The 26,897-nt window shown below is 63.3% G+C and carries 20 protein-coding genes and 1 riboswitch; of the genes, 6 read left to right on the top strand and 14 right to left on the bottom strand.

The window, feature by feature from the left end:
• Positions 1 to 558: 558 nt before the first annotated feature.
• Entirely contained in the window at positions 559 to 6,057 is a 5,499-nt protein-coding gene (locus ABGM93_RS00730; RefSeq protein ID WP_321502510.1) for an antitoxin, read from the top strand.
• Between the two features lie 74 nt (positions 6,058 to 6,131).
• Here ABGM93_RS00730 and ABGM93_RS00725 read toward each other — a convergent pair whose 3' ends face one another.
• From ABGM93_RS00725 to ABGM93_RS00700, 6 genes are all read right to left on the bottom strand, one after another.
• Positions 6,132 to 6,986, bottom strand: coding sequence for an NAD(P)H-binding protein (locus tag ABGM93_RS00725; protein WP_321502508.1), 855 nt, complete (start codon positions 6,984 to 6,986; stop codon positions 6,132 to 6,134).
• 79 nt (positions 6,987 to 7,065) lie between these two features.
• Entirely contained in the window at positions 7,066 to 7,752 is a 687-nt protein-coding gene (locus ABGM93_RS00720) for a YafY family protein (RefSeq protein ID WP_321502506.1), read from the bottom strand.
• Positions 7,753 to 7,803: 51 nt separating this feature from the next.
• Complete coding sequence (locus tag ABGM93_RS00715) at positions 7,804 to 8,424, bottom strand: ABC-type transport auxiliary lipoprotein family protein (protein WP_321502504.1); 621 nt, start codon at positions 8,422 to 8,424, stop codon at positions 7,804 to 7,806.
• A 155-nt stretch (positions 8,425 to 8,579) separates the two neighbouring features.
• Complete coding sequence (locus ABGM93_RS00710) at positions 8,580 to 10,247, bottom strand: MlaD family protein (RefSeq protein WP_321502502.1); 1,668 nt, start codon at positions 10,245 to 10,247, stop codon at positions 8,580 to 8,582.
• An 86-nt stretch (positions 10,248 to 10,333) separates the two neighbouring features.
• The gene (locus tag ABGM93_RS00705; RefSeq protein WP_319775649.1) at positions 10,334 to 11,143 is read right to left on the bottom strand and encodes an ABC transporter ATP-binding protein; all 810 of its coding nucleotides are present in this window, start codon (positions 11,141 to 11,143) and stop codon (positions 10,334 to 10,336) included.
• Between the two features lie 4 nt (positions 11,144 to 11,147).
• Positions 11,148 to 12,293, bottom strand: coding sequence for an ABC transporter permease (locus tag ABGM93_RS00700; RefSeq protein WP_319775648.1), 1,146 nt, complete (start codon positions 12,291 to 12,293; stop codon positions 11,148 to 11,150).
• Between the two features lie 115 nt (positions 12,294 to 12,408).
• Here ABGM93_RS00700 and dgcA point away from each other — a divergent pair, with 115 nt between their 5' ends.
• Complete coding sequence (dgcA, locus tag ABGM93_RS00695) at positions 12,409 to 13,404, top strand: N-acetyl-D-Glu racemase DgcA (protein WP_321502499.1); 996 nt, start codon at positions 12,409 to 12,411, stop codon at positions 13,402 to 13,404.
• A 16-nt stretch (positions 13,405 to 13,420) separates the two neighbouring features.
• Here dgcA and ABGM93_RS00690 read toward each other — a convergent pair whose 3' ends face one another.
• On the bottom strand, positions 13,421 to 14,602 hold the full coding sequence (locus ABGM93_RS00690; protein ID WP_321502497.1) for an MFS transporter: 1,182 nt from the start codon (positions 14,600 to 14,602) through the stop codon (positions 13,421 to 13,423).
• Between the two features lie 132 nt (positions 14,603 to 14,734).
• On the opposite strand from ABGM93_RS00690, the gene ABGM93_RS00685 reads away from it, so the two are divergent.
• Complete coding sequence (locus ABGM93_RS00685) at positions 14,735 to 16,279, top strand: protein phosphatase CheZ (RefSeq protein ID WP_321502495.1); 1,545 nt, start codon at positions 14,735 to 14,737, stop codon at positions 16,277 to 16,279.
• Positions 16,280 to 16,323: 44 nt separating this feature from the next.
• Here the strand turns inward: ABGM93_RS00685 and ABGM93_RS00680 are convergent, their stop codons facing one another.
• From ABGM93_RS00680 to ABGM93_RS00670, 3 genes are all read right to left on the bottom strand, one after another.
• Positions 16,324 to 17,304: a threonine/serine dehydratase gene (locus ABGM93_RS00680; RefSeq protein ID WP_321502493.1), complete on the bottom strand. Its 981-nt coding sequence runs from the start codon at positions 17,302 to 17,304 to the stop codon at positions 16,324 to 16,326.
• Between the two features lie 116 nt (positions 17,305 to 17,420).
• Positions 17,421 to 18,461 (bottom strand): glycosyltransferase family 1 protein, encoded by a 1,041-nt coding sequence (locus tag ABGM93_RS00675; protein WP_321502490.1) that lies wholly within the window; start codon positions 18,459 to 18,461, stop codon positions 17,421 to 17,423.
• Positions 18,458 to 19,258 carry a UDP-2,3-diacylglucosamine diphosphatase gene (locus ABGM93_RS00670; protein WP_321502488.1) on the bottom strand — a complete coding sequence of 267 codons (801 nt, stop codon included), beginning with the start codon at positions 19,256 to 19,258 and terminating at the stop codon, positions 18,458 to 18,460. Before ABGM93_RS00670 ends, ABGM93_RS00675 begins: the two co-directional genes overlap by 4 nt.
• A gap of 233 nt (positions 19,259 to 19,491) precedes the next feature.
• On the opposite strand from ABGM93_RS00670, the gene ABGM93_RS00665 reads away from it, so the two are divergent.
• Entirely contained in the window at positions 19,492 to 20,271 is a 780-nt protein-coding gene (locus ABGM93_RS00665) for an SDR family oxidoreductase (protein ID WP_321502486.1), read from the top strand.
• Between the two features lie 112 nt (positions 20,272 to 20,383).
• Here the strand turns inward: ABGM93_RS00665 and ABGM93_RS00660 are convergent, their stop codons facing one another.
• Entirely contained in the window at positions 20,384 to 21,661 is a 1,278-nt protein-coding gene (locus tag ABGM93_RS00660; RefSeq protein ID WP_319775640.1) for an outer membrane protein transport protein, read from the bottom strand.
• 542 nt (positions 21,662 to 22,203) lie between these two features.
• Between ABGM93_RS00660 and ABGM93_RS00655 the strand changes: the two genes are divergently transcribed.
• Positions 22,204 to 23,046 carry a fumarylacetoacetate hydrolase family protein gene (locus ABGM93_RS00655; protein WP_321502484.1) on the top strand — a complete coding sequence of 281 codons (843 nt, stop codon included), beginning with the start codon at positions 22,204 to 22,206 and terminating at the stop codon, positions 23,044 to 23,046.
• 151 nt (positions 23,047 to 23,197) lie between these two features.
• Here ABGM93_RS00655 and ABGM93_RS00650 read toward each other — a convergent pair whose 3' ends face one another.
• Together ABGM93_RS00650 and thiD are read right to left on the bottom strand one after the other, a co-directional pair.
• The gene (locus ABGM93_RS00650) at positions 23,198 to 24,295 is read right to left on the bottom strand and encodes a TRAP transporter substrate-binding protein (RefSeq protein WP_321502482.1); all 1,098 of its coding nucleotides are present in this window, start codon (positions 24,293 to 24,295) and stop codon (positions 23,198 to 23,200) included.
• Positions 24,295 to 25,101, bottom strand: a complete 807-nt coding sequence (gene thiD / locus ABGM93_RS00645) for a bifunctional hydroxymethylpyrimidine kinase/phosphomethylpyrimidine kinase (RefSeq protein WP_321502480.1) — start codon at positions 25,099 to 25,101, stop codon at positions 24,295 to 24,297. Before thiD ends, ABGM93_RS00650 begins: the two co-directional genes overlap by 1 nt.
• A 135-nt stretch (positions 25,102 to 25,236) precedes the next feature.
• A riboswitch (TPP riboswitch) is annotated at positions 25,237 to 25,337 on the bottom strand.
• A gap of 161 nt (positions 25,338 to 25,498) precedes the next feature.
• On the opposite strand from thiD, the gene ABGM93_RS00640 reads away from it, so the two are divergent.
• Complete coding sequence (locus tag ABGM93_RS00640; RefSeq protein ID WP_321332828.1) at positions 25,499 to 25,735, top strand: Lrp/AsnC ligand binding domain-containing protein; 237 nt, start codon at positions 25,499 to 25,501, stop codon at positions 25,733 to 25,735.
• A 43-nt stretch (positions 25,736 to 25,778) separates the two neighbouring features.
• Here the strand turns inward: ABGM93_RS00640 and ABGM93_RS00635 are convergent, their stop codons facing one another.
• The gene (locus ABGM93_RS00635; protein WP_321332830.1) at positions 25,779 to 26,759 is read right to left on the bottom strand and encodes a DMT family transporter; all 981 of its coding nucleotides are present in this window, start codon (positions 26,757 to 26,759) and stop codon (positions 25,779 to 25,781) included.
• Positions 26,760 to 26,897 lie beyond the last annotated feature (138 nt).

Here is a 26,897-nt window from a genome sequence, read left to right as displayed (position 1 = left end):
CAGGTCACCAGCCGCAAAAACGCGACGAGGATCGTACCAAGTCCCCGCCGCCTCGCCGAGCAACTTTCCGGATCCCAAAGGAGGGAGACCAGCGACCTCGCTCACGCCCGTGACGCCGTCACGAACCGGCCCTTGTTCATCGTCATTTTTGACGATCTTTTCCTGGGTTTTTGGGGCCCACTGGGGCGCGCTGGGAGCCCCCGACAGCCCGAGATTTCTTGTCCATTTACCCTGATTGTGCCATTACCGATACTGAGGCGGTCGTATGCGAAGAAGCTATTGTCGCCACAATGTCTTATTAAGAGTCACTGTGGTAGCGGCGAAAGCTTGCAGAGGGCGGGACACCGGACGGGGATCCGACTTCTGACAGACGCTGATTTCATGCGAGCGCGGGATTTGGCCGTAAAGGGGACGTCGTGAAGACGCCCGGCCCGGCAGATCCAGTAAAACCACATGCGCATGGCTCGGCGAAGGCGCTCGCCGGGTCCATCGGATATGGCGGCGACAAACGGCAATCTGTCGCCGGCAAGTACAGAGTACCGACAGAGGCGATCTGACATGGCGGGTAAATCGCGAAAGTCAACGGATCCGGCAGAGGCGGCCCTTTCGGCCGTCGAAGAGGCGCTGAAGCTCGAGTTTGAGAGCGACACGCAGAAGCCGGAAACCGTTGAGAGCGACAATGGGGATGGCGCGAAGGCCGCGGACGGCGATGCCGTCGATGCGATTGCGGCGGCTGTGAGCGCACGCGAGAAGGAAGCCCAAAGCGCGCCGCGCCGTGGACGGCGCAGCCGCTCCGCGCGCCAGAGCCCGGCCAATGACGACCGCCGCTCGATCGGCAACCTGATCTATGCGCTCCAGCGTCAGCCTTCCACGGCTCCGGTCTGGATCGCCTTCCTGCTGTCCATCGGTTGGCTCGCCATTGGCGGCGGCATCGTCTGGTCCGCCCTCAGCGGCGAGATCAACCAGATGACTGCGCTCAGCCAGATCACCCAGCACCCTTCGCTGATCGTGGCGGCCATCGCGCTTGTCCTGCCGGTCCTGTTCTTCCTTGTGCTTGCCGTCATGATCCGCCGCGCGCAGGAAATGCGCATCGTGGCCCACGGCATGACCGAGGTGGCCCTGCGCCTTGCCGAGCCGGAAGACATCGCCAAGGAATCGGTCCTGAATGTCGGTCAGGCCATCCGCCGCGAAGTCGCCGCCATGGGCGACGGGATCGAACGCGCCATTGCGCGGGCAAGCGAGCTTGAAGTGCTGGTGCACAACGAGGTCGCTTCGCTGGAGCGTTCCTACAACGACAACGAACTCAAGATCCGCGCGCTGATCGACGATCTCGTCAGCCAGCGCGAAGCGATCACCGCGAATGCCGACCGTGTGCGCACCTCCATTTCCGGCGCGCATGAAAGCCTCGCCACCCAGCTTTCCGCGACCGTGGAACAGATCGACAGCACCGTGGGCGCGGTCAATTCCCGCCTGACGGAGACCTTCGATTCCCGCACCCTGAACTTCACCAGCGCCGTCGACGAACGCATCGAGGACATGAACGCCTCGCTGGACGCCGCCGGTCGTTCTCTGGTCGAGAGCCTGTCGGAACGCGGGGAAGATTACGTCGAGCGGATCACGCGCTCCTCCTCGGAGCTTTCGGAAGTCCTCAGCCAGCGCGGCACCGAGATCAACGTGCGCCTGTCGGAGACCGCAGACAGCCTGGTCACCACGCTCATGGATCGCGGCAACGCCATCAGCCGCCTGCTCAGCGAGACCGGCGAGAGCGTGACGGAGACCATCGGCCTGCGCACGGCGGAAGTGAACGACACGCTGACGCTCGCGGGTTCGACCATCACCGAAGCCTTCGCCCATCATTCCGACGAGCTCGCCTCGCGCCTCGACACCACGGGTCGCACACTCATCGAGAGCCTGGACGAGAAGGTCACCAAGCTCGACGACAGCATGCGCGCAAGCGGCGAAGCGGTTATCGAGACGATCACCCATCAGGGCAGCGAGGTCGCCGACCATATCGCGACCAAGGGCGCGGAGGTCATCGACACGATCACCAGCCGCACCAGCGAAGTGGCCGAAATCCTCCAAGGGACCGGCGAATCCATCGTTGTGGACCTGTCGCTGCGCGGCGGCGAGATCGCGGCCAAGCTCGACAGCACGGCAAGCCATCTCACCGAGACCATCACCGTCAAGGGCGGCGATCTGGCCGAACGTCTGGGCTCGATCGGCGAGCGCATCCACGAATCCATCACCGTCGAAGGCGAAGAACTCGACAAGCGCCTGGCTGCCCGCGGCGAGGCCATGGGCGAGCTGATTGCCAGCCATGCGGCGGATTTCGACGCCACCGTCGCCTCCGCCACCACCGAAATCAGCGCGGCGCTGGGCGAACGCTCCTACGAGCTCGGCCAGCGTCTGTCGGAGACCGGAACCGAGCTTGCCCGCCTGATGAGCGCGCGCGGCGAGGCGATTACCGACGAACTGGGCACCATCGGCGGCCGGATCTCCGAGACCATCGACGTGCGCGCCCGTGTACTGCATGACAGCCTCGCGAGCCACCTGAGCGAACTCGATCATCTGATAAACGAGCGCGGCGGCGAACTGGTCGGAGCCTTCGGCAACCGCACCGGCGAGCTTTCCACCGCTCTGGAGGGGCATCTGGGCGCCATGGACGAGGCGCTTGCCGCCCGCAGTCAGGCGCTTTCCGAGAGCCTCACCCGGCATCGCGACACCATCGACGCCACGATGGAAGAGCGCACCGGCACCATCAACAGCGCACTGGAGCGGCGTATCGGGGTCATGGACCGCGCTCTGGAAGAGCGGACCGAGACGCTGGACGCAACGCTGGAAAGCCGTGCGCTTTCCATCGACGCGACCTTCGACAATCGCGCCGGCGCTCTCAGCGAGGCTCTGGAAACCCGGACCAACGCTCTCGCCTCCACACTGGATGCCAACGCAACCCGCCTCACCGAGGCGATGGACAGCACCAGCGCCCGCATCGGCGACACCGTTGAGACGGGCACCTCCCGCATCAGCGAAACGCTGGACAGCGGCGCGCAGCGCATCTCCACAACTCTGGAAGAAGGCGGCACCCGTATCGCCGACACCTTCGACGAGAAGACCGCTGCCGTCTCCGAGGTGCTCAATCAGCGCGTCGGCGAGGCCGGTGCGGATCTCGACCGCCGCACCGACGAGATCGCCCGTCGTCTCGACGAGCGTTCGCAGGCCATCGGCGAGACCATGCGCGAGCGGCTGGAATCCTTCGACGCCGCGGTGGGCGAACGGATCGATGGGGCCACGAGCCACATCAACCAGCGCTCCGATCAGCTCGTCGAGACCATGACGAACTCGATCACGCGTGTGGACCAGGCTCTCGACACCCGCGCCCGCCAGATCAGCGAAACGTTGATTGCCCGCACCCGCGAGATCGCGGGCGCCTTTGTCGTCGGCCAGAACGAGATGACCGACGCGCTGAACAGCCGTCTGGCAGAGGTGAGCCAGGTGCTCTCCCGCCAGACCCAGCAGCTCACCGAAACCCTTTCGGAGCGCATCGCGGAGATCAACGTCTCGCTTGGCTCCAAGGTCTTCGAGGTTGCCGAAACGCTGGACGGTCGCGCCGGCGAGATCGAGCGCATCCTGAACGAACGCCTTGCCGCCATCACCGGCTCGCTGGCCGAGGAGAGCGAGAAGGCAAGTTCGGTGGTCACCGAGGCCATGAACCGCGCCTCCTCCATCATGGAGGGCGAGAGCGGCCGGGTTCGCGATCTGGTGCTGCAGGCCGTCGAACAGGCTGGCCGGTCCATGAACGCGGAAAGCGAGAAGGCCCGCACACTCTATACCGCAACGCTGGCCGAACTCGGCGGCGCGCTGTCGGGTGAGAGCGAGCAGGTTCGCGAGAACATGGCCCGCACCGTGGCCGAGGTTTCCGGCTCTCTCAACGCCGAAAGCGAACACGCCCGCATCATTCTGGAAGGCATCACCCATCAGCTCCAGCAGCTGGTTTCCGGTGAAGCCGAGGATCTGCGTGAGCGCGTCACCATGGCCGTCAACGAGGCCACCCGCGTTCTTGCCGATCGCGGCCGCAGCGTGACCGAGGCGCTCAAGACCCAGGCTCACAGCTTCAATGAAACCCTGTCTGCGCGCTCCGAAGAGCTGTCCAGCCTGCTGGGCACCGATGGCAACGAGCTTCTGAACGCCATCGAGCAGCGCTCGCGCGACCTGACCGGTCGCATGGGCGAGGTCCACTCCGCCATCCTCGACGCGATCACCGTCAAGGGCCGCGACGTGTCGGAAGCCATTGCCCGTCAGGGGCTGGAGGCGACGCGCACCATGACCGCGACCGGCGAGGAAGTCGCCAATGCGATCGAGGCACGTTCACGCGACGCCGTCTCGCTTCTGGGCAACACGAACGACCGTGTCCAGGCGGAGATCGCGGGCATTCTGGACCGTCTCAACCAGTCCAACGCCGGTCTCAACGAGGTGCTCAACCACGCGGGCGACAACCTCAACGAGATCGAGACCAAACTCACCCAGCGCACCGGAGAGTTCCGCGATGCGGTGGATCGCGCGGTCAGCGACACCAACGAGTCGACGGCGATCATCGGCGATCAGGTGGCGGCGCTGCGCACCGTTTCCGGCGCGATGCTGACCGACATCACGGATCTGGCCGACCGCTTCGAGAAGCAGAGCCTGTCGATCACCTCCGCCGCCCGTCAGCTCGACGACACGCAGCGCAACGTCTCACAGACGGTGAGCGACCAGGCCTCCACCATGGAGAATGCGGCGGAGCACCTCGTCACCAAGACCGAGGCGGTCGACAAGCTGATGCAGAATTTCGCACAGCTTCTGGCCGGCACACTGACAAGCGCCGACGACAAGGCCCGCGCCGTGGTCAACCTGCTTGGCCGCACCGCCGACACCGCGACGCAGACGCTGCATGAGCAGCTCACCTCGCTTGAGGCGACCGCGTCGGCCCACGGTGAAAAGGCACGTGACGCCGTTCGTTCGGCCCAGAACCAGCTCATGGAAGAAGTCGGCCGCACGGTCGGCGAGGCCTCCGAGCGCTTCAACGAGGCGACGGCGCGCATGCGCGAAGTCGCCCGCGAAGTGCAGCGCGAACTGGAAGCCACCCGTGCAGAGCTGAAGCGCGGTGTGCTCGACCTTCCGGACGAGACGCAGGAATCCACCGCAGCCATGCGCAAGGTGGTTTCCGAGCAGATCCGGGCGCTCAACGAACTGTCAGAGATCGTCTCGCGCCAGTCCAACGCGCTCGACGTGTCCCCGGCGCAGGCCCGTCAGGCTCCTGCCCAGGCCGTTGCATCCGCACGAGCATCGGCTCCGGCACAGGCGGCGGCTCCGGCACAGGCGACGGCCCCGGCTCCGGCTCCGGCCCAGACGCGCGCCGCCCCTCCGGTCCAGACGCAGGCCCCTGTCCGCGCGCCGCAGCGCCCGGCACAGCCGCCTGTTCAGGCCAAGGCTCCGGCTCCCGCGCCGCGGCGTGTGGAACCCGCGCCTCAGAAGCCCGCACAGCCTCAGCAACGTGCGCCGCAGGCCCGCCCTGCCCAGCAGCGGCCCGCACAGCCTCAGACGCCCGCGGCCGCTCAGTCTCAGGGCTGGGTCTCCGACCTGCTGCGCCGAGCCTCGGAGGACGAGCGTGAGACAGCGCCTGAGCCGACTGCGCGTCGCGAACGTGGAAACGGCAACGGCGGACGTTCGCAGCTTCACATGGTTGAATCGCTGAACTCGCTGTCGATGGACATTGCACGTGCCATCGACCACGAAACCTTCGTCGACCTGTGGGACCGCTACCGTGCAGGTGAACACAATGTCTTCACCCGTCGTCTCTACACGCTGCAGGGTCAACAGACCTTCGACGAGATCCGCTCCAAGTATCATCGCGATCCGGAGTTCCGCTCCGCCGTCGATCGGTACATCGAGGATTTCGAAGCCCTGCTGGCGCAGGTTTCCCAAAACGACCGGGACAACATGCTGAGCGAGACCTACATGTCCTCGGACACTGGCAAGGTCTACACGATGCTCGCCCATGCCAGCGGTCGCCTCGACTGAGGCACGTTCCCTTTCAAACATCAAAAGGGCGCGTCAATGACGCGCCCTTTTTCGTATCCGCTCCGCCGTGATGCTCAGCCCAGCCGGGCCCGAAGATAGGCTTCAAGCCCGGTTGCGCCGCGCAACGGATCTTTCGGAGCCTCAAGGCCGCCATCGGCCACCACCTCGGCCATATTGGCGAAGGAGAGGGCAGCCGACGGCGAAAAGCCCATTTCCAGATAGCGCGCCTCGCGTTGCGCAGCCGGAACCACCTCCAACTCAATCCGCCGCCCCCACATCTGGCCAAGCGTATCGGCGACCTCACGGGGGCTATAGAGGCGCGGCCCCTCCACATGGCGCAGCTCACAGTCCTCGGCGGGCGACATCAGCCGCTCGGCCGCCGCCTGTCCCAGATCCTGCGGCGCGGCCATGGCAAGCGGCATGTCGGCAGGCCAGAAAGACAGAAGAACGCCCGTCTTTCTGGCCTGTTCAGCCCCGGCAAGCCAGTTGCTCATGTAGAAGGCGCCGCGGTTGATGGCGGCAGGCACCTTCCCGGCCAGTGCCCCCTGTTCCAGCGCATAAAGGGAGGTCAGGTCACCGCAGCCGGAGCCGGACCGCGCGCCATAGGTGGAGATGACAACGAGCTTTTCCAGCGGCACACCTTTGAGAGCCGCAAGGATGGCGGAGATATTCGCGTGTTCCTCGGCATCGAAATCCCCCGCCGGATTGGCGGGCGGATTGAGGATCAGCGCCCGCATCCCGCCTGCGAGAATGTCATGCAAGGCGCCAACATCACGGATATCGACCACCGCAAGCTGTGCCCCCGCCGCCATGAGGGCCTTTGCGCTGGCCCGGTCGCGCGTCACGACCGTCACCGCCTGCCCGTGTGAAAGGAGATGACGCGCAGCCGCGCCTCCCACCTGCCCGGTTCCGCCCAGGATGATATGCACGGTTTCAAACTCCTTTTCCGTTCGTCTTGAACGCGGGAGCTAGCACCGGGGTCGGTCAGGTTATGTCGGTAGCGTGGCGTCAGAGGTCCGCGCCCGGCTCCTCCAGCCGGTATTCCGCCAGCAGGATGCGGCGCGGCGCAGGAAGGCGCTCGCAGAGCTCCGTCATCGTCTGGATGCGGTCGAGGCGGAAATGACGAAAAGCCTCGCGCCGTTCACACCACGCGACCAGCATTTCCATGTCGTCGAAAAAGGCGAGCGCGATCGGCCAGACGACCCTTTGGGTGTCCGCCCCTGCCCCATCGCGGTAAGTGATTTCGAGCTTGTGCTCATCGGCAATGGCGCGCCGGACGCGTCCGATCCGCTCACCATCGCCCGACCCGGATGGCCCTACCGCCAGTCCGTTGGTGCGCATGGCCGTGGCGCGCGTTCCATCAAGACTGGCAACGACCTTGGCGAGCGCGCTCGCCGCCCCATCCGCCAGTTCCAGGTCACCCCTGCGGGCCACGAAACGCAGGCCCAACAACAGCGCATCCGCTTCCAGTGGGGAAAAAGAAAGGGGCGGAAGAAAATAGCCGTCCGCCAGCACATAGCCGAGGCCCGCCTCACCCTCGACCGGAGCGCCAAGTTCCGCCAGGAGCTTGCAGTCACGCTGGATCGTGCGCTCGCTGACACCGAATTGCGCACCAAGCTCCCGCGCGCTCACCGGGCGGCGATGTTCGCGAAGAGCCTGAAGGAGTGTGAGAAGACGTTCGGTTCGCGGAGCCATCAAAGATCCCCAACACCGCCAATGATCTGAACGGCGGTCCTGCGAGCGGCTTCAGATGCGCTCAAGCGTCCAGTTCACGAGATCGACGAGGCATTCATCCGCAGCCCGGTCCATCGCGCTGACCGCATCATTCACGCTGTCACCGGCGGCAGCCGCCTCACGACGGAAGGTCCGCGAAGCGCGCACGCGACCATTGCGGTCGTCGATGATCTTGGCGGAAAACTCCACCCGCGCCACACGGCCTCCATCCACCGCGAGTTCGAAGGCGCGAATATCTGTCGCAATCTGATAGTCGATCAAAAGCCCTTCTCCAGGCTGACCGACGGCGCGAACGCGACCGGAATTTTCAAACGATTCGATAATCTTGCGCTGAAACAGCTGCGGGACGCGATCACTCCACGCCGCCCCGGCGAAATAGCTGATGGCAATGTTGTCGGAGAGAACCGCGATATTGTCGGTATCCAGAGCGGCCATCGCCTTGGGCGCGGCGATCAGGATCTGCGCCCGGCTGCGTTTGGCGGAGGGGCCGAAATCGCGTGGCGCACTCAGGGTATAGATATCGCGCGGGGCCGGCCCGCCCGTGATCGCGGCACAGCCTGCCAGCGCCGCACCCAGAAGCACCAGCGCCGTTCCACGTCGCGTCGCAGCCGCGACTTTCCCTTTCAGCGCCATGACGCCATCAGCTCCCAAGCCCGCATCCATCGCGCGCCTTCTTCCAGTTATGTCTCTCAACCCGCTCGCAAACCTGCAAGCTGTTGCAGAACCCGCCAGATCGCCTCCGGCGTACCACTTCTAATTGCAGGCCGAAACCTGTCTTGTCCAGCGTCTCAGCGCCTTTTGCGTTCCCCGTCATAAACAGGAACGCCTTCGCCGCCATAAAGAACACGGCTGGGGTTCTGATCGAAATTGGTAAAGACCCTGCGGATCTCCACCAGAGTGACCCGCGCCTGCTCGATCAGTGTTTCCATGTTGCGCAGGCCACGGTTGGAGAAGCGGTCCAGCCCGTCGGTGATCGGTCCGACGCGCTTGGCAAGCGTATCGGCCACGATACGGATCGATTTCGCCGCCGCCGTCGCTTCCCTGATCAGTCCCTCACCGTCGCCATCCACATATCCGTCGACCTTGACCAGGATGTCGTTGACCTTGGTTGAGGCTTCGTCGAGCTTGCCGGAAACCGATTTCGCGTCCGCGATCACCTGATCGATATCGGGCTGGCGCTCACGGATATCGGAGGTGAAGGCTTTCAGGTCCGCGGATGCACCGCGCGCATCGGCAATCGTCCCCTCGATATTCTCGCTTTGCCCGGCAAGGCTCCGGGTCACCTTCTCCACGGAGGCGACGATCTCGCCCACACGGGTGGGATCGACGGCGGAAATGACACTTCCGGTCTCCCCGACAACCCGCTCCACCTCTTGCGCCACCGAACCGAGCTGATCCGTCACGGACTTCGCCGTCTCGATAAAGGCGGCGATATCTTCCGACTTTTCGGCCACCGCGTCGCTGGTCTTGCGAATGCTGGCTGCGGCGCCCTGCGCATCGCTGACCAGCCTGTCCATGGTATCGAGCTTGTCCGTGACGCGGTTGGTCACCGTTTCCACGTTGGCGACAATCGTTGCGACCTTGTCCCGGTCGACCGCGGAAATGACACCGCTGATCCGGGTCAGTTCCTCGTTGAGGCCCTTGGTGAAGGCGGTCAGCTCATCCGTCACCTGACGCGCTCCCACCGCAACCTGATCCACCTGGGTCAGTGCGTTGTCGAGCTTGTCGGAGGCGTTGGCCATGTTGTCGACGAAACGCGAAACCTGTTCGGGATCGACCGCGCCTACCAGCCCATCGGCTTTCGCAACCAGCCCTTCCATCTTGCCGGAAAGACGGGAAAAGGCCTGCGTCGCATCGGAAATGCTGGACATGAAGTCGGCCACGCCATCGGAGTTGGACGCCAGCGCTTCGGTGAACCGAGAGACGTTCTCCACCGACTTGGTCACGCTTGGCCGGTTCTCCTCGATCAGATCGTTGAGCGAGGTGAGCGACTTGTCCGCCTTGGCCAGCACGTCGCTCGCGCCCGCCATGAGATCCTGAAACCCTGAGCGATCCGCGATGAGTTCGGGGTTTTCCTCCGCGCTCAATAGCGCGGGCTTGTCGCGCGAGCCGCCCACCAGCTCCACATAGGCGACACCGGTGAGCCCGGAAAAGCCCAGCGAGGCCTTGGTATCGGCGCGCAGCGGCGTGTTGGGATTGATCGCGGTGAAGGCGACAACATGGGTCGGGTCATCCTCCGCAAAGGTCAGCCGGGTCACGTCGCCCACGCGGATGCCGTTGAAGAAGACCGTGCCGCCAACCTCAAGGCCCGTCACGGCGCCGGGAAAGACCACACGCAGCGTCCGGCGCGAATTGCCCTCTCCCGTCGTCGCCAACCACCAGGTGAACACGAAGGCTGCGACAATCGACACGAGGACGACCGATCCGATGGCGATGTAATTCGCGCGGGTTTCCATGCCCCTAAGCTCCTTCAGCCGCGACCGGTATCGGCTCGCGGCGGATCATCATTTCATCGGCGGGCATCACCTGTCGCCCACACATTTCACGTCTTTCCCCGGCGCGCGCCTCTCACGCCATTGAAATAGTCCTGCACCCACGGATGATCGAAGGCGAGCATCTCCGCCATCGTGCCCTCCACCAGAACCCGCTTTTCGCCCAGCACGGCAATGCGGTCGCAGATCGAATGCAGGCTGTCGAGATCATGCGTCACCATGTAGACGGTCAACCCGAGCGTGTCGCGCAGTTTCCGTGTCAGGTCATCGAAGGCTGCCGCCCCGATCGGGTCCAGCCCGGAGGTCGGTTCATCGAGAAACACGATCTCCGGATCCATGGCGAGCGCGCGCGCAAGGCTTGCCCGCTTGACCATGCCGCCCGACAGTTCGGACGGGAACTTCTCCGCCGCATCGCGCGGCAGGCCGACAAGATCCAGCTTGAACAGGGCCAGTTCGTCCATCAGCCGCTGGCTGAGGTCGAGATGCTCGCGCATTGGCACCTGTATGTTCTGGCGCACATTGAGCGAGGAAAACAAGGCCCCCTGCTGGAACAGCACCCCCCAGTTGCGCTCCACATGGGCGCGGTCCTCGTCGGAGGCCGTATCCATGTCCGTGCCCAGCACCGAGATCTTTCCCGCCCGCTTCGGCGTGAGCCCCAGGATCGCGCGCATCAGGACCGACTTGCCCGTGCCCGACGCCCCGACGAAACCGAGGATTTCGCCGCGATAGACATCGAGGTCGAGATCGCGCAGCACGATTGTCTCGCCGAAGCCGACAGTCACCCCGCGCGCGCTCAGCACGATTTCGCGCCCGTTTCCATCGAAGCCTTCAGCCTGTTTCGTTTCTGTCGCGCTCTCCATGGCCTCAGATCCCGATCGCCGCGAAGAACATGGCAAAGAGCCCGTCCATCACGATCACCATGAAGATCGCCTTCACCACCGAAAGCGTGGTGTGAAGGCCGAGCGATTCCGAGCTTCCGCGCACCTTCAACCCTTCCACGCAAGCCACCAGCCCGATGATCACCGCCATGAAGGGCGCTTTCACGAGCCCGATCATCAATGTCTGGAAATCGATTGCCGCGCGCAGATATTGCAGGAAATTCTGCGGGTTGATGCCGAGATAGACCCACGACACCATCGCGCCGCCGGCAAGCGAGGCCAGATCGGCGAAAAAGGCGAGCATCGGCAGCGCCAGCATCAGCGCCAGAATGCGCGGCAGAACGAGCACCTCCGCCACCCGCATGCCGATGACATGCAGCGCGTCGATTTCCTCCTGCATCTTCATCGAGCCGAGTTCGGCGGTAAACGCGCTGCCGGAACGGCCCGCCACCATGATCGCGGTCAGCAGCACACCGATCTCGCGAAGCACCAGCACACCCACCAGATCGACCGAATAGCGATCGGCTCCGAACTGGCGCAGGTAGAAACCGCCCTGCTGGGTGATGATCGCGCCGATCAGGAAGCTCATCAGCATCACGATGGGAATGGCCCCGATGCCCGTTCGGTCGAACTGGTGGGCAACGGAGACGAGCCGGAGCCGGGTCGGATGAACGATGATGTTCGCCATCACCGCACCCAGCGTGCCGAGAATATGGAGAACGGCGACCGCATCCTTGGCAACTTCGACCATCTGGCGGCCGGTTGTTTCCGCCAGCCATGTGAGCGAGAGCTTGGTTGTCTTCGCCTTCCACATGGGAGGATGGTGCGCTTCCACCTCGTCGAGCAGGACGCGGGAGCGATCGTTCAAGCCCTTGTAGCGGACGCGCGCGCCCGCATATTCGCAATGCCCCCTGAGACGGTGAATGAGCCACGCGCCCGCGGTGTCGAGATGGCTGACCCCCGTCAGATCGATCTCGACGCTGACGGGCTTATCGACATGAACCGTCTGGACAAGCGTCTCCGCGGCGGCTGCGTGCGGCAGCGACCAGGGACCTTCCAATGACAGGAAAACCGTGCTTCCCGTCTGCTCGGATGAAATCGCCGGTTCAGGCGAACTATTGTGATAGGTCATCCAGTTCCGAGGGTCGCGAGCCAAAACAGGGTGCCAAGATTAACCTGTTTGACATAACATGTCCGCAAGCAAACACCCGATTCCCCTGCATTTTTTTTCGAAAGCCACGATCGAAATGACACGTCGTCTGATCACCCGCAGGCAAGCCTGGCCCCTGGCACAGGCTTTCACGATCTCCCGAGGCTCCCGCACCGAGGCCGTTGTCGTTTCGGTCGAGCTTGAACAGGACGGCCATAAAGGCCAGGGCGAATGCGTGCCCTATCCGCGCTATGGCGAGACGGTCGATGGCGTGATCGCCGAAATTCAGGCCCTGGAAGCCCGGTTGGCCGATGGCATGGATCGCGAAACCCTGCGCAAGACCATGCCCGCCGGGGCTGCCCGCAATGCCGTCGATTGCGCGATGTGGGATCTTGAGGCGAAGCTTTCCGGCATTCCGGCGATCGAGGCCGCGGGCCTGACGCCGCCGCCGCCGGTCACCACCGCCTACACGATCAGCCTCGGCGATCCGGAAACGATGCATGAAAACGCCCGCAAGGCGCAGGCCCGCCCGCTTCTGAAGGTGAAGCTCGGCGGCGCAGGCGATCTGGAGCGCATCGCCGCGGTGCGCGAGGCCGCGCCGAACTCCACCCTGATCGTGGATGCCAACGAGGCCTGGGAGGCGGAAAACCTTGCCGATTACGTCGCCGCTTGCGCCAAGGCGGACGTGAAGCTGATCGAGCAGCCCATGCCGGCCGGCAAGGACGACGCCCTGCGCGGGGCCGACTTCCCGATCCTGATCTGTGCGGATGAGAGCCTGCACACCTCCGCGGACCTTGAGGGCCTGCGCGACCGCTACACCTCCGTCAACATCAAGCTCGACAAGACCGGCGGCCTGACCGAGGCGATTGACGTTCAAAACCGCGCGCTGGAGCTCGGTTACGAAGTGATGATCGGCTGCATGGTGGGCACCTCGCTCGCCATGGCCCCGGCCCTTGCCCTCACCGCCCGGGCATCCTTCGTCGATCTCGACGCGCCGCTGCTCCTCGCCACGGACCGCGACCACGGGTTGATCTATGATGGAAGCATCATTCGCGGCCACGACCCGGCCCTGTGGGGCGGCATCGAGGGATAGTCGTTCCCTTGATCCTTCAGACTTCGCCCTGCGTTTTGCGCCCTGCAAAGCGCAGGGCGATCAGCGCGAGCAAGGCCAGCGACAGCGCGCAGCATGCCGCCATCGCCCAGAAGGCATAAGCCGGATCGATGCTGTAGAGCGGGCCGCTGACAAGCGTACCGCTTGCGGTTACGAGCCCCACAAAGGTGCCGCCAAGCCCTTGCGCCGTGGCGGCCCTGCGCGCGGGAATGCGCGATGCGATAAAACCGACCAGCCCCAGATGGGTCGCCCCGAACGTGAACCCGTGAAGCGATTGAACGGCGAGCACGGCCACCGGGTCATGAACCACCGTAAACAATGACCAGCGCACCACGCCGGCCAGCGCACCGACGGCGATCATCGCAAGCGGTGGCAGACGCATGCCCAGCCTGGACGCCAGCAGGAAGAGCACCACCTCCACCACCACGCCGATGACCCAGAAGAAGCCAATCATCGTCCCGCCGATGCCGAGCCCACGCCAGTAGAGCGACCCGAACCCGTAATAGGCCGCGTGGCTGCCCTGCACGAGCGCCGCCGCCAGCAACACCACCAGAAAGCCGATATCCCTGAGCCGAGGCGCGGCCGCAATCCCGCCATCGGCCTCAAGCGGCGTTTCCCGCGCCAGTTCCGGCAGCATCAGCGCCATGAGCGAACAGGCAAGCAATGACACGGAAACCGTGACGGGAACGAGCGTGGAGGACGTTGCCTCCAGCACCGCGCCCCCGGCCAGCGTGGCGATCATGAAGGACACCGATCCCCAAAGCCGCATACGTCCGTAGTCACCCTGTCCGGCACGGACGGTATCCATTGCATAGGCGTCGCTGAGCGGAATGATCGCGGCGTTGGTGATGGCCATGGCAATCATCACGGTCAGGATTTGTACGAATCCGTCCGCGAACAGAAAGCCTGCGAATATCATCCCCGATATCGCACAAATAATTGAAATCGCTGCCGAACGACGTCCCAACATATCCGCAATCGCGGCCACGATCGGCCCTGAAACGATCCGGATCGCCATCGGCGTGGCGAGAATGATCCCGATTTCGGCGTCCCCCATTCCCTTGTCGGAAAGGAAGATCCCGAAGAAGGGAAGGAACACGCCCTGTGCGAAAAATTGCAGGGCAAAAAGCAGTCCGACACGCCTTTTTAGCGCCAACGGAGCCGTGAACACGGGAGGCATGAGTGCTTTCTAAACTGGCGTTAACTATTTTGGAGGTAGAGATGGTCACAGTAATTCGCCTGCTGCGCCGGGGAAAGGGCGCATCTGGCACGTTGCGATATGAATTCAGGCACTGAACCAAGGCGAGAAAGAATGGCCGCAGCAAGCCAAACTCCTGCTCTGCGCGAAGAGGACTATGAGGCGATTGAATCCGCCGTCATGGAGACGACGCGCGGGCGCTGGTTCCTTTCGGAGTACGCACGCCGTAACCGTAATGCCGACACCGAAGTGCTGCTGAGTGCCATCGGCCAGCTCGAAGGCCTGATGAAGACCGAGCGCAAGGGACCGAAACTGGAACGTATCCAGCTCGACCTTGCCGACATGGCGGAAGCGATCACGCGCACCAAGCGCGAAATCGCCCAGATCAAGACCGAATCCAATGATGGCGACCGGTTCGCCGAAGCCTCTTCGGAACTGGACGCCATTGTCACCCAGACAGAGGGCGCCACGCAGGACATCCTGCAAAAGGCGGAACTTGTTCAGGAGATCGCCTGGACACTTCGCGAACAGGGCGTGGACGAAGCCTCCTGCGATGCCATCGATGCGCACACGACTGACATCTTCATGGCCTGCTCCTTCCAGGATCTGACCGGCCAGCGCACCCAGAAAGTCGTGCAGGTGTTGCGCTATCTGGAATCGCGCATCAACGAGATGATGGAGATCTGGGGCGTCGACGCCAATGAGATGAAGGTCGATGTCGGCCCGATCAACCCAGAAGATCATCGCCCGGACCGCGACTTGCTGCATGGCCCGCAAAGCACTGACAAGGCGATCAAGCAGAACACCGTCGACGAACTGATGGACTCTGGCGTCCAGTATATGAGCGACGACGATGACCCGATGAGCGCCGGGGAAGCCACGTCCGAGGCCACAACCGACATCAACGAGATCGAGTTCGACGAGATCACGTTCGACGCCATCGAAGTCGATACCGAAGGAGCTGATGCCGAAGAAGTTTCCGCGGAAGAAGCCGAAGCGGAGATGGACGCGACCGGTGACATCAATGTCGACGACATCGTCTTCGATGCCATCGAGCAGGAGGTCAGCGAGAGCGAGGAGAGCGCGGCAGCCGAGCCGGACGTCTCTCCCGAAGCCTCATCGGATGCGAGCGCGGCGGAAGACGCCGCCGCCGACATGACTGTCGATGAACAATCCGGCGAAATCGATTTTGACAGTATCTCCTTCGACAAGATCGACAGCGAGGACGCTGACGTCGATGAAGCGACTGCGGAAGACGCCGCGGCGCAGGAGGAGCCCTCCGCAGTGCAGGAGGTCACCTCCGAAGAGACTTCGGTTTCGCTCGCCGACATGGAAGCCCCGGAAGGCGCGCAGAACGTGCTGGAAGAGCTGCTCGACGCCTCCGACGATGACGAAACCGCCCTCGACGCCCTCGCCCAGGAGGGAGAAGAGAGCGCGGAAGAAGCGATCGATGCGGCGGCTGACGAGGCCGTCAGTGAGGCCGCAGATCAGGCCACAGATGAGAGCGAAAGCTCCATGGACGAGGCGGAAGAAGCCGAAGCAGACGCGGATGCCGCCTTCCTCGACATGGAACAGACGGCGGATCAGGAAGACGAGGCGGACGCGAGCGATCCGCTGCGCGCCATGTCCGCAGGCGAGCGCCTGGCACTCTTCAACTAGGTCCCGCTCAACCGGTCCCGGCCCATGCCTGCCGCGACGCTGGGCTAACCCAGCGCGCGCGCCAGCATGGGCGCATCGATATTGCCGCCGGAGACGAGCACCGCGATTGTCCGGCCCCGCGTCTCGATCCTGCCGTTCAAGACGGCGGCCAGCGCCACCGCCCCGCCCGGCTCCACCACGAGCTTCAGATCGCGGAAGGCGAAGGCCACCGCATCGAGCGCCTCTTCATCGCTCACCACGAGCCCTTCCGCCCCGCACCGCCTGTTGATCTCGAAATTGAGCGCGCCGGGTGCAGCCGCCATCAGCGCATCGCAGACCGACCCGCCAGTTGTGGGATTGGAAAGCCTCTCGCCCGCCTTGAGGGATCGGGTGTAATCATCGAAGCCCGCAGGCTCCACCGGGTGAATGGTGGCGTCCGCAACCGTGCCCTCCATGGCCAGCGCGATGCCCGCCGTGAGCCCGCCCCCGCTGCAACAGACAAGCACCGCTTCCGGCCTGAGCCCCATGGCCTCGGCCTGTTCGGCGATTTCGAGCCCGGCCGTTCCCTGCCCCGCGATCACGCCTGGATCATCGTAAGGATGGACGAAGGTTGCGCCGGTGCGCTCCACGATCTCAAGCGCCATCGCCTCCCGGTCGTCCTTTTCCCGATCATAGCGCACGATCTGCGCGCCACTTGCCGCGGTCCGCTCCGCCTTCATGACCGGCGCATCCACCGGCATGACGATGGTCGCCTTCATGCCGAGCAGCCGCGCGGCTTCCGCCACCCCCTGCGCGTGATTGCCGGAGGAGCACGCCACCACGCCACGGGAACGCTCGCCCTCAGGGATCATGGAGAGGCGATTGAAGGCGCCGCGAAACTTGAAAGAGCCGGTGCGCTGCAGGCTTTCCGCCTTGATCAGGATGCGCCCGCCGGTGCGCTCATCCAGCACCGGGAAACTGAGAAGCGGGGTAAGGACCGCGTGGGAGCGGATGCGTTCACGCGCGGCGCGAACGGCGTCATGGTCAGGCGGCGGCAAGGGGCTCATCGGGGCATCTCCTGAACTCGGCTTGGAAAACAAGCCGGTTCAAGCCGGGTAACACTCGAAAACGCGTTCGGCAAGCGCACCGCGAGGTTCTCTCCGCCCCCAGAAGCGCGCGCTGCCTATTCGGCGGCCTTTTCCGCCTCATCCGATCCGTGAGCCAGCAGGATATTGTCGAGAAACTGCCGGGAAGCCTTGGCCCATGTGTAGCCGAGCGCAACGTCTCGCGCATGGTGGCGATCGATCTCCAGCGCCGCCAAGGCCGCCTTTTGCAGATCCGCATCGAGCACGCCCGCGCCCGTGTCTGCGATGATGTCCAGCGGTCCCATGACCGGATATGCGGCCACCGGAACACCACAGGCCAGCGCCTCCAGCACCACATTGCCGAACGTGTCGGTGAGACTGGGAAAGACGAAGACATCCCCCGCCGCATAGTGGGCGGCGAGATCTTCACCGAATTTCGGGCCTGTGAAATGCACGTCCGGATAGGCGCGCCTGAGTTCCTCCAGTTGCGGCCCGCCACCCACCACCACCTTGGAACCCGGCAGGTTGAGCGAAAGGAACGCCTTGATGTTCTTCTCCACCGAAACGCGTCCGACATGCAGGAAGATCGGGCGCGGCAGGTGGCGCAGGCCTTCCGGCAAGTCGTCGCGCGGATGGAACAGCGTGTGATCGACCCCGCGCGACCAGCGCATCAGGTTGCGAAACCCGCGCGCCGTCAGATCGTCATCCAGCGAGCGCGTCGCCACCATGCAGCCAGATCCCGCATTGTGGAAACGTCTCAGCCAACCATAGGACCAGGACAGCGGCACCGGCAGGCGGGCGGCGAGATATTCGGGAAAGCGGGTGTGGTAGCTGGTCGTATAGGTTTCGCCCATCGCCAGAACAGCCGCTTTGGCCAGCAGCCCCAGCGGGCCTTCGGTGGCCAGATGCACGTAATCCGCCCCGCTTTCCTTTATGCGGCGGCGGATCGCGGAGCGGCCTGTCAGAGACAGGCGGATTTCCGGATAGGTCGGGCATGGAAGGGTGCGAAATTCGCCTGGCGTCAGAAACTCCATTTCAACGCCAATTTTCGCCAGTTCGCCCTGCGTGATCTCCAGCGTGCGCACGACGCCGTTCACTTGCGGGCGCCAGGCGTCTGTGACAACGAGGATTTTCGTCATGCAACCGCCCGGTGATGAGCAAGCTGAAGCGGTTCGTCCGCCCGGTTCATATCCGCCCAGCGGATCAGCTCGAACGTCCCGTCATGGTGTTCGGCAATCGCCGTGCAGCTTTCCACCCAATCTCCGGTGTTGATGTAGTGAATGCCGTTCGTGTCCTGATCGGCGGCATGATGAATATGGCCACAGATCACCCCGTCAACCCCGCGCCGCCGCGCTTCCTCCGCCAATGTCTCCTCGAAGCGGCCAATGAAATTGACCGCGTTTTTCACCTTCAGCTTCGCCCAGGCCGAAAGCGACCAGTAGGGAAACCCGAGCTTGCGGCGCAGCATGTTGAGCACCGTGTTGACGTTGAGCGCGGTCACATAGGCCCAGTCGCCGAAATAGGCGAGCCAGCGGGCGTGTCGGACCACGACGTCGAACTGATCGCCGTGAATGACCAGCATCCGTTCGCCTGCGGCCGTTTCATGGATACAGCTGTCCACGACCTCCACCCCACCGAAATGGGTGCCGAGATAGCCTCTCAGGAATTCGTCATGATTTCCCGGCACATAGACAACACGCGCGCCTTTGCGCGCCTTGCGGAGCAGCTTCTGCACAACATCGTTGTGCTCCTGCGGCCAGTGCCAGCTCTTGCGCAACCGCCAGCCATCCACGATGTCTCCGACGAGGTAGACGGTCTCCGCATCATGAACGCGCAGGAAGTCCAGAAGCATGTTCGCCTGACACCCGCGCGTACCGAGGTGAATGTCTGACAGGAACAAGGCACGATAGTGCCGAGGATTGATCTGAGCGTTCATGGTCCGCTCTCCGTTGTCATCTCGGCACTGTTATTCTCGATTCACGTCTCACTATTGTGACAGTCCGCTTTTACTCGAACCTGTCTCGGCAATTCTGCAAAGCATCTCACCATGGACACGCGCTCGACAGCGCTGGCGAAACTTAACATCGCGCTCAAGCGAACTCTTTCTTTCCGCACAGGAATTGGGGTAGGCAGGAAGCCTGAAGAAACAATCGGAACAAGGGACACAGGATGGATCTGGGAATTGCCGGGCGCAGGGCTATCGTTTGCGCATCGAACAGGGGTCTTGGCCGCGCGTGCGCCGAAGCCCTGGCGGCGGCGGGCTGCGCGGTGGTCATCAACGGCCTTGACGCCGCGCGCCTTGAGGAGACCGCCCGACAGATCGCGGACAAGACCGGCGCGAAGATAATCCCCGTCGCCGGTGACGTCTCCGACCCACAAATCCAGAAGGCGCTGCTGGCCGCCTGCCCTGAACCCGATATCCTCGTCAACAACAATGGCGGCCCGCCGCGCAAGGATTTCCGCGAAATCGACCGCGAGGCCATGGCGAAGGGTGTCGTTCAGAACATGATCACCCCGATCGAGCTCATTCAGGCCACCGTCGACGGCATGGCGGAGCGCGGCTTCGGACGCATCGTCAACATCACCTCCATGTCGGTGAAGATGCCGATCGAGGGGCTGGATCTTTCCAGCGGCGCCCGCGCGGGGCTCACCGCGTTCCTTGCAGGCGTGTGTCGCACGGTCGCCGGAAAGGGCGTCACCATCAACAATATCCTGCCGGGGAAAATGGATACGGATCGGCTGCGTGGCGGTTTCGAACGCGCCGTGGAACAGACGGGCCGCTCGATGGAGGAAATCCGCGCCGCGCAGGCTGCGGAAATCCCCGCCGGCCGCTTCGGCACCGCGGAGGAATTCGGCCAGACCTGCGCCTTCCTGTGCTCGGTTCACGCCGGATATATCACCGGTCAGAACATCCTTCTCGACGGTGGCTTGTACCCGGCCGCTTTTTGAAGGCATTCGACAAACAATTCGAACGCCTTCGAAATGGCCGTTTGAGCCCTCGAAAACGAAAAAAGGCCGGTGAAAACACCGGCCTTTTTCTCATCATTGAGCCCGCGATTGCCTACCAGGTGTAGCGCATCGAGGCGGAGACGATGTTCACCGAGGAGTCCACATTGCCGCGATAGGTGAAGACACCATTGTAGTCCTGGTGATTGGGATCGATGTTCACCTTCGTGTCGTTCGCGGAGAAGAGATGCGAATAGGCGAAATCGAAGGACAGGTGTTCCATCGGCTTGTAGGAAAGGCCGGCGCTCAACCAGATACGGTCGTCATCCGGCAGGCGCAGCGAGCGGATGTCCTCATCGATCGGCGACAGCTCGTAAGCGGCACCGGCGCGAAGGGTCAGCTTCTCGTTCCAGTCATATTCCGCACCGACTGAGAAGAACCAGCTGTCATCGTAGTTGAAGGGCAGCGTCCGCAGCTGCGCGCCGGCATCGAGCACCACGGAAGGCTCTTTCAACCGGCTCCAGTTGGTCCACTCCACCGTACCCATGACCCGGAAGGTGTCCGTAATACGCTGCTTGGCCGACAGGGTGACCATATCCGGCGTCGCCATGCGCGTTGAGATGCCATAGGTCCCGGCAGGCAGCGGCCCGACCGCGACCGGCGTCGAGAAATCGCCGTCGAGATCGTGGAAAATGGCGGAGCGATAGCCCACCCCGATATCGGTCCCCTCCATCGGCGTGAAGAGAAGGCCCGCCGTGAAGCCAAATCCGATATCATCGCCTTTCAGAGCGGCCGTTCCTGACCCTGCCGGCAATCCGGTCGCGGATGTCAGGCGGACATCGAAATATTGAAACTGCATGCCAACCGCCAAGGAGAGCATGTCGTTGACCTTGTAGCCGATCATCGGATTGACGTTGACCGAGAACACTTCCGATGTGCGCGCAAAGGTCTGCCCCGACCACGCCGGTCCAGCCTTGGTCGCCAGACCGAACTGGCTGTTGATCGCAAGGCCCAGATACCAGCTTTCATCGATCTGGTAGCCGGTGTAGCTGGCCGGAATCCAGGCATCATTGGCCATATCGCCACTGTCGTTTCCGGAGCCACCGAACCCCGTGATGGTCGTACGCGTCGCCGCATCGGGCGTGATCGTCGCCTCCGGCGCGATCAGCGAGGAGTGGCTTTCGAAGGTCAACCCGATCGTATTGGTCACCGTGGCCGGGTTCCAGAAAATCGACGAAATCGACGCTCCTCCCGCAGCGTTACCCGCAAAAGACGTACCCTGATAGTAAGCACTCTGCTCGCGAAGGGCAAAACCACCAGCCAACGCCTCGCTCATCCCCCCGGCTAGCGCGACCATGGAAACTGATAAATAAAGATACTTTCTCTTCGTCATAAGCGTCATCCACTCCCCCGACACTGAAACGAGTACTTGTTATCATGATAGGAATTCACGTTCTTGGACCGATGGTAATGTGAACGAAGGTTTTGTGACAACACGGTCCGCCGCCTCATTGAGCGCAAGATGCAGCTCCCGACAAACGCTGATCGAGAGCATTTTGAAGACTGCGCATCTTCCGCTTGCGTAAACAGGGCGCGAAACCCCGTCGTCCGGTCACAAAAGCGCGCTTGAAAGTTCAGACACGAAACGATTGCCCACTTTTTAATCACGCCCCATTCCAGCCTCGCATCCCGCGAGAAGGGTCCGTTTTTCCTCTTATAGTTGCCGATTTGCGACAGTTTGACCTCCGCTCCGACGCGCGATCCAAGATCGGGCGGTGGGCAGCATCGCTATCTGTGAGGCTGGAACAGTCGCGTCGACGAATCGCCCCGATGCGGGACAAGGCTGCCAAACGACTTGAAACCCGCCCTGCCTGCGCGCAATGATCCGCGCGAGCCGTTTTCACGACATCAAGATGATTTGGGGGGATTGCGTCCATGAAGCTCGTTCGCTTCGGACCTGCCGGCCATGAAAAGCCGGGACTTGTCGACACGTCAGGCATTGTGCGGGACCTTTCCGCACATATCGGCGACTTCGCAGCCGAAACCGTCAGCCTGGAGACCATTGAACGCCTGAAGGCGATCGACCCTTCGAGCCTGCCGCAAGCGCCTGCCGGAAGCCGCCTCGGCGCACCGCTGGCCCGCGTCGGGCACTTCCTCGCCATCGGTCTCAACTTCGCCGATCACGCGGCGGAGGCGGGCATGGCGATCCCGGCAGAGCCGATCCTGTTTTCCAAGGCTCCCAGTTCGCTGTCCGGCCCCGACGACGCTGTCGTGTTGCCGAAAAACTCTTCAAAGACCGACTGGGAGGTTGAGCTTGCGGTCGTCATCGGCAAGCGCATGTGGCAGGTGAGCGAGGCGGACGCGCTCTCCCATGTCACCGGCTATTGCCTTTGCAACGACGTGTCCGAGCGCAAGTGGCAGGTTGAGGGAACCGGCCAGTGGATCAAGGGCAAAAGCGCCCCAACCTTTGGCCCGCTTGGGCCCTGGCTGGTGACGGCGGACGAAATCCCCGATCCGCAGGCGCTCGACATGTATCTGGACGTGAACGGCACCCGCATGCAGACGGGCAACACGAAGACGATGATCTTCACCGTCGCGCAGTGCCTGTCCTTCATCTCCACCATGATGGCGCTGGAGCCGGGCGATGTGGTGACCACAGGGACACCTCCGGGCGTCGGCATGGGCATGAAGCCGCCGGTTTTCCTGAAGGCGGGCGATGAGATGCGGCTCGGCGTCGAGGGGCTGGGCGATCAGCATCAGAAGGTTGTTGCCGAGTGAGGTGGGCCGAGTGTCCGAAACCGAGTGATCGGGGCCGAGTGACGGGTCCCGAATAACGGAGCCGCAAGCACGAAATGAAAGAAGGGCGCGAGACCATCTGATCCGGTCTCGCGCCCTTCTGCTTGCTCCATCTCTGCTGACACCGGCAGCGTCAGCCGCGCGCAGTCAGATATTGCAGCTCATTCGCCTGTGTCCACGGGCCCATTGCCTCACGCGCCTTGAGGAACGAGCGATAAACGGCCGCATCTGCGCCCCCCATCTCCTCGAAATCCGCCAGCACCTCGCCCGTCACCCGGCGTGCAGCCCGGATCATGTCATCTGGAAACGGCAGCACCGTCACCCCGTGCTTTTCCGTCAGAGCGTTGAGCTGCAGCGCGTTCATCCACTCGCCTTCAGCGACCGACAGGGCGTTTTCCGCGCGGATGGCATGGAGGACAATGGCTCTCAGATCCCCCGGCAGCCCTTCCAGCGCCTTCGCTCCGATCAACGCCTCGCCGGTTCCGTTGGGCTCATGCCAGCCGGGCGCGTAGTAGAATTTCGCCGCCTGATGGAACCCCATCGCCAGATCCCCCGAGGGGCCCAGAAACTCCGTCGCATCGATCAGGCCCGATTGAAGCGCGGGCAGGATCTCGCCCGGCGCCAGGGAAACCGGAGTTGCCCCCAGACGCCGCATCACCTCACCGCCAAGGCCGGGCATGCGGATCTTCAATCCCTTCAGATCGTCGAGCCCCGTGATGCGCCGCTTGTACCAGCCCCCCATCTGAAAGCCGGTATTGCCGCCCATGAAAGGCCGCACTCCGAAAGGCTCATAAAGGGCATCCCAGACTTCCTGCCCGCCGCCGCGCTCGATCCAGCACATATGCTCAAGCGGGGTCAGGCCGAAGGGAACGGCGGTGAAGAAGGGCGCCGCCGCCATCTTGCCCTGCCAGAAAAACGAAGCCGTGTGGCCCATTTCTGCCGTCCCGTCCGCCACGGCGTCAAACACCTCCAGCGCGGGAACCAGTTCACCGGCCGAATGAAGATCGACCGTCAGCTTGCCATCGCTCATGGTGCTGATGGCCTCGCAGATACGGCGCGCGGACACGCCTGGGCCCGGCAGGTCGCGCGGCCAGGAGGTGACCATTTTCCAGCGGATCGCTGTCTGCGCGAGAGCGGGGGTCGCCAGGGTCGAGGACGCGGATGCAGCCGCAGCCGCCCCCATGCCCGCAAGCGACAGCGCCTTGCGGCGCGAAATGGTCCTTCCGCTCATTATGCTTTCTCCCAAAGAGCGTGAAAATGATGGACGGGCCCGTGACCGTGGCCGATCTCAAGCGTATCAGCCGCGGCGATGGCGGCGGTCACATAGGCCTTCGCGCCGCGCACGGCGGTGATCATGTCGTGCCCATGCGCAAGCCCGGCGGCAATCGCGGAGGAAAGCGTGCAGCCGGTGCCATGTGTGTTGCGGGTGTCGATGCGCGGGGCTTCCAGCCAATGCTCGCCCTCCTCATCAAGCAGCAGATCGACGCTTTGCGAGGAAGTGCCGTGCCCCCCTTTCAGGAGAACGGCGGCAGGCCCCATATCTTTCAGCCGCACCGCCTGCGCGCTCATCTCCTCCCGCGTTTCGGCCACCGGGACCGCCAGAATGCGGGCGACTTCCTGCAGGTTCGGGGTGATCAGGTCGGCGAGCGGGAAAAGCAGCTCGACGAGACTTTCCACCGCCGCGTCATCGATCAGCGGATCGTTGGAGGTCGCAACCATCACCGGATCCAGCACCACGTTGTGAACCTGATACCGCTTCAACCCGGCGCGCACCGCCTCAATGACGTCCGTACGCGAGAGCATGCCGATTTTGGTCGCGCCAACCGTCAGATCGGAATAGACGGCGTTAAACTGCGCGGTGACGAAATCCGGCGGCACGTCCAGTATGCCGGTGACGCCGCGCGTGTTCTGGGCTGTCAGCGCGGCGAACACACTCGCGCCATAGACGCCGAGCGCGGAAAACGTTTTCAGATCGGCCTGAACGCCCGCGCCTCCACTGGAATCCGAGCCGGCCACGGTCACGGCGATTGCCGTCATGGCATCCCCCTCCCCCAATTGTCGATTGAAGATGCGAAGCGCGCAGTGGGCCTGAATCGGCGCATGCGTTCACACGCCCTGCCCCTGTGGTGGCAGACGTCCTGCATGTCCGGCGCTATCGCGATTAGTCTTGCAGCATGGTGCATCCCAATTCCCTCCGCCGGTACAAGCCGGATCAGGTTCTAGGAGTTGGCGCATTGCCTCTCAGCCCTCTTCGGGCACCCCCATTGGTCAACCGAGACCTAGAGCGTCTCGCGCGATTTGACAAGCCCCGCGACGACGCAGCGCCTGTTGATCACCATGCCTCCTTTCAATCTGCGCGCACGGGGCGCTTGCCCCGGTGCCTGCAATCCGATTGATTGGGGCCCATCTGTTTCATGCGTATCCGGAGACGCCCATGACCCCCTTCTTCGTCCTCATCAAATGCGAGCTTGGAAAGTCCTACGATGTCGCCAACAAGCTGGCCGACGCCGAAATCGCCTCGGAAATCTATTCCACCGCAGGCGATTACGACCTTCTGGCCAAGTTCTATGTGGACGCCAGCACCGACATCGGACAGTTCGTGAACCAGAAGATCCACTGCATCGCGAACATTCAGGACACCAAGACGATTCTGACGTTCAAGGCGTTTTAGGGCGCAACCGCGCGCTTGAGGAAATGCGGCCAGACGCCGGGCGTCAGATCTTGCCCGGCGTGGAGGCCCGCCGCACCCGCGTGCGGTCAATGCCGAGCCTGTGTTCGCGGTAGAGCACGAACAGGCCCGCGGCAATCACCACGCTCGCGCCGATCACCACAGACATGCCCGGAACCTCTCCAAACACCATCCAGCCGATGGCGGTTGCCCAGATGATGGTCGTGTAGTCGAACGGGGCGATGGTGGAGGCGTCCGCAAAGCGATAGCTCGTCGTCATCAGGATCTGGCCGAGCCCGCCAAGAATGCCGATCAGGCCGAGAATGCCCCATTGCCAGCCGACCGGCATCACCCAGCTTTGACTGGGAAAGAAATACCCCAGCGGGATCGTCGCCAGCGCGATGATGGAGGATGACCCGGAAAACCACAGAACGATGGTCGCCGAACGCTCGCTCGTGATGAGTTTGCGCACGATGATCGCGGCCCCGGCCATGAACAGCGTGGCGAAAAGGGCGATGGAGGCGCCGATCGTGGTGCCCTGATCCATGGACCCGATGCTGAGATTGGGCGCCAGAATGATGATCACGCCGAGAAAGCCGACACCGACCGCGCTCCAGCGGAAAATGCCCACCACTTCCCCCAGAAAGAACACCGCCATCACCACCGTGATCAGCGGCGCGGCATAGCCGATTGCGGTCGCATCCGGCAACGCGATGAAGGCAAGCGCGGCGAAATTCATCGTCATCGCCGTCACGCCGACAATGGCGCGCACGAAATGGCCGAAGGGACGCTTCGTCTTCAGGGCTGCGGGAAGCTGGCCCTGCCAGGCCATCATCAGGAGAACAGGAACGAGGCCAACAAGATTGCGCGCGAACACGATCTGGCCTGTCGGCAATTCATCGATGATCAGCTTGATCAAACCGGACATCACCGTGAAGACGATGGTGGAGAGTATCTTCAGGGAAATGCCGACCATCGGCCGGCGCACCGTTTCATAGACAGGCGCCTGGGACGCACCGGAGGACATGCAGAACTGCTTTCAGGTCACAGACGCAAGCGGCGCCTATGACGGTCGGGAGGGGCACAAGGAGCACTCGAACAAGGAGCGTCTATCGAGAGAATAGACACTCCCGTTGCGATCGCAACCAGTTGCAAGCGCAAAATC

Source organism: Breoghania sp., assembly GCF_963674635.1.
Lineage (GTDB): Bacteria > Pseudomonadota > Alphaproteobacteria > Rhizobiales > Stappiaceae > Breoghania.
Note: the sequence above shows the minus strand (reverse complement) of the source record. Positions and strands in the feature narration are given on the sequence as shown.